The sequence below is a fragment of the Acidithiobacillus sp. TH-A36 genome (assembly GCF_057473445.1).
In genome coordinates this window covers 1-2,956 of the sequence record NZ_JBYCKP010000153.1, presented here as the reverse complement: position 1 = coordinate 2,956, position 2,956 = coordinate 1, and the positions used below count along the sequence as shown (strand labels likewise).

Below are 2,956 nucleotides of genomic sequence, written 5' to 3'. Positions count from 1 at the left end.
TTAGAGTAGCGGCTCTTGCGGGGCGTAGCGCAGCCTGGTAGCGCACCTGAATGGGGTTCAGGTGGTCGGAGGTTCAAATCCTCTCGCCCCGACCAATTATACTATATGAATCATAATGATATTAATTTTATGGTCTATAAGTAATACCTGTGGGTAAACTTTGGGTTTATAATGGGGAAACCAATAGGGATAACCCGACGGTATTCGTTACAATCCATGGTTCCTGGTGTTTATCCAGGTAGTGCTTGGTCATCTTTTCGGTTGAGTGGCCCAGCAGTTTCTGGATCGCGTCGTCCGCCCATCCAGCCTGACGGTACAGTTCAGCTCCCAATGCGCGGATCTCGTGAAAGCTTGGACGCTGTTCCTGTGTGAGCTCATTACAGACTCCGGTTTGGTCGCGTAGCCGGGTAAATTCCCGAGTCAGCATTTCCGGCTGTACTGCCGTCCAGTGTTCTTTTTTGTCGAGATATTCCCGCCTTCTTTTATGAGGTTTTCGGTGAATCAGGAATGGGCTCAGGATTTCATCACGGCATTGATCGATAACCCTGCGCAATTCGTCACCAACAGGAAGCAGCAGTCTTCCGAATTCTGAGGTGTTTTCTGTTTTCTTCTGGCAGACAGGAAGGTGCTGGACACTATTGATGGTCTGTATGGCGTCAAAGCGATACAGAACCAGATCCTCGCGCCGTTGCAATGTTTGCAGGGCAAGATCCATCGCATTTTGAAACCAGGGTTCTGCTGCTTCACGAATCGACCGAAACCACGCTAATGACAATGGTTGCCGTTCCACCACGTGATCTTTGGGGATGGTCATTTCTGGAATGTTTTGGGGTGGGATAATGCCTTTGGCGATGGCATGTCTCCATACCTGGATCATTAAGGATCGATGTGCATTGGATGATCTGGCTGGAAGCTGGTCCAGAAAGACGGCCACCCTTTTCAGGGTAACTTGTTCCCAGTCGTCCTTACCAAATTCCTGGCCGATCGTGCGCAACATGATGCGATATTCACGAAGGGTTTTTTCTGCCAGGGACTTGCCTTTTCTGGAGCGCCGTTCCTGCAGTATCTGGGTGTCAAAGATGTGGATGAATTCTCCAATTGTGCCACCCTCATTTTGGGTGATGACGCGCCTGACCAGTTTCTCGGTGTGCTGATCGTGAATCTGTTTGGCAAAATGGGCGTTCAAGTGTATGAGCGAAAAACCGATTGACTGGCGAGGATCTACGCTGCGAGACATCAAGGACGACGAATCTTCACCCCTAATGCGTGCAAGGAGGCTGGACACCAGCTTAGTCAGGTGCAGGCAGGACTTGAACCCGATGACTGGAAGCCCTTTGACGTGGTGGGCGCGGGAACGAAAGAAATTCGCATCAATCTCGACGATGGTTGGTTCCGCGTGATGTACGTCGCCAAGTTTCCGGGGGCGGTTTACGTGTTGTACTGCTTCAAGAAGAAGACGAGTTCAACCAGCAAACACGACAAGGACATCACGGCTGCGCGTTACAAGTCTGTTATCCAGGAAAGGAGTAAGCAATGAGCATCGAAACCAAATCCATGCACATCACCCCTGTCGGCGGCAACGTGTTCGCGGACTTGGGATTTGCACCAGAAGAAGCGGCAGCCCTGAAGGCCGAATCACAACGCATCATCTCTGAAAAGCTGGCCATCAAGGATTCACTGATGACAGAGCTGGCAGAATGGATTGAAGCGAAGCAGCTCAAGCAAGCTGAAGCGGCGGAAATCCTGGGCGTGACCCGTCCGCGTGTTTCTGACGTAGTCAACAAGAAGGCCATCAAATTCACCATTGACGCGTTGGTGGATATGCTGGCGAGAGCAGGCAAACACGTCCAGTTGTCTGTTCAGTAACGCTCAGCAATGCCCAACAAGTGATACTCCTTTGAGGCAAAAAATCCCCACGAAACCCGAACCGGTTTGCCGAGCGTGGATTAATTGCTTACTGGTTACAACTTCTCAAACGCTTGCACCCGCTGGATCGGCGTAGTAATGTTTCTACATTCATCCAGCGTGCGAGGGTGTCATCATGACCATTACCACCTTAACCAGTCGCGAGTTCAACCAAAGGGCGAGCGAGGCCAAACGGGCCGCCAACAACGGGCCGGTGTTCATCACGGACCGAGGCCGACCGGCCCATGTGCTGATGAGCTTTGAGGACTATCAGCGGCTCACGCAGCAGCGCCGTAACATTGCCGATGCGCTGGCTATGCCTGGTATTGCTGACATTGAGTTTGAGCCGCCGCGTGTGGCTATTGAAAGGCGTCCGGCTGATTTTTCATGAGGTTGATTCTCGATACCAACGTGGTGTCTGAACTGCGCAAGGTGCGGCTTGGTAAGGCCGATATGAACGTGACGGCATGGGCGGAAAGTGTGGATGCCACCGACCTCTTTGTGTCGGCCATCACCATCATGGAACTTGAGCTTGGCGTGCTGTCGATTGAGCGAAAGGACGCTACGCAGGGGGCCTTGTTGCGCACATGGCTGGAGCAGCACGTATTGCCTGAGTTCTCCAGGCGCACGTTGTCAGTCGACACCGCTGTGGCACAACGCTGCGCCAGGCTGCATGTACCCGACAAGCGTGGAGAGCGCGATGCACTCATCGCGGCAACCGCCCTGGTGCATGGCATGACGGTAGTCACGCGCAACGTCGCGGATTTTAAGTCTACGGGTGTGCCCCTCATCAATCCGTGGGAGCGGTCGCAGTGATGGTCAGGCCATGGGCGTTCCATCTGCAAAAACGCCTACTAATGCAGTATTGGTGATTCCAGCGCTATATTGCAACGTTTCCAGCTGCTAAATTAGGTGTCCATCTTTGTTGCCCGAGACTCCCCCATGCAAATCGATCGACTGGATCATCTGGTGCTGACCGTGCAGGATATGTCTGCAACCATCGCCTTTTATTCGCAGGTGTTAGGTATGCAGGCCGTCACTTTTGGCGAGG

Annotated in this window: 6 protein-coding genes and 1 tRNA gene; 6 read left to right on the top strand and 1 reads right to left on the bottom strand. The window is 52.7% G+C overall.

All coding sequences use genetic code 11. The features are described from left to right. Positions 1 to 18 precede the first annotated feature (18 nt). Positions 19 to 95 (top strand) — tRNA-Pro (locus AC2VLY_RS04215). A gap of 71 nt (positions 96 to 166) precedes the next feature. Here the strand turns inward: AC2VLY_RS04215 and AC2VLY_RS04210 are convergent. Then, positions 167 to 1,186 (bottom strand): tyrosine-type recombinase/integrase, encoded by a 1,020-nt coding sequence (locus tag AC2VLY_RS04210; protein WP_486921811.1) that lies wholly within the window; start codon positions 1,184 to 1,186, stop codon positions 167 to 169. A 24-nt stretch (positions 1,187 to 1,210) separates the two neighbouring features. Here AC2VLY_RS04210 and AC2VLY_RS04205 point away from each other — a divergent pair, with 24 nt between their 5' ends. From AC2VLY_RS04205 to AC2VLY_RS04185, 5 genes are all read left to right on the top strand, one after another. Beyond that, positions 1,211 to 1,537, top strand: a complete 327-nt coding sequence (locus AC2VLY_RS04205; protein ID WP_486892489.1) for a type II toxin-antitoxin system RelE/ParE family toxin — start codon at positions 1,211 to 1,213, stop codon at positions 1,535 to 1,537. Beyond that, positions 1,534 to 1,866 (top strand): helix-turn-helix domain-containing protein, encoded by a 333-nt coding sequence (locus AC2VLY_RS04200; RefSeq protein ID WP_010640808.1) that lies wholly within the window; start codon positions 1,534 to 1,536, stop codon positions 1,864 to 1,866. The genes AC2VLY_RS04205 and AC2VLY_RS04200 overlap by 4 nt, the downstream gene beginning before the upstream one ends. 175 nt (positions 1,867 to 2,041) lie before the next feature. After that, a complete protein-coding gene (locus tag AC2VLY_RS04195; protein ID WP_029316265.1) occupies positions 2,042 to 2,296 on the top strand; it encodes a type II toxin-antitoxin system Phd/YefM family antitoxin in 255 nt (84 codons plus the stop codon). Continuing rightward, on the top strand, positions 2,293 to 2,721 hold the full coding sequence (locus AC2VLY_RS04190) for a type II toxin-antitoxin system VapC family toxin (RefSeq protein WP_193650934.1): 429 nt from the start codon (positions 2,293 to 2,295) through the stop codon (positions 2,719 to 2,721). The genes AC2VLY_RS04195 and AC2VLY_RS04190 overlap by 4 nt, the downstream gene beginning before the upstream one ends. A 126-nt stretch (positions 2,722 to 2,847) precedes the next feature. Next, positions 2,848 to 2,956, top strand: a 109-nt coding sequence (locus AC2VLY_RS04185) for a VOC family protein (protein ID WP_486892488.1), incomplete at its 3' end; no start/stop codon positions are given.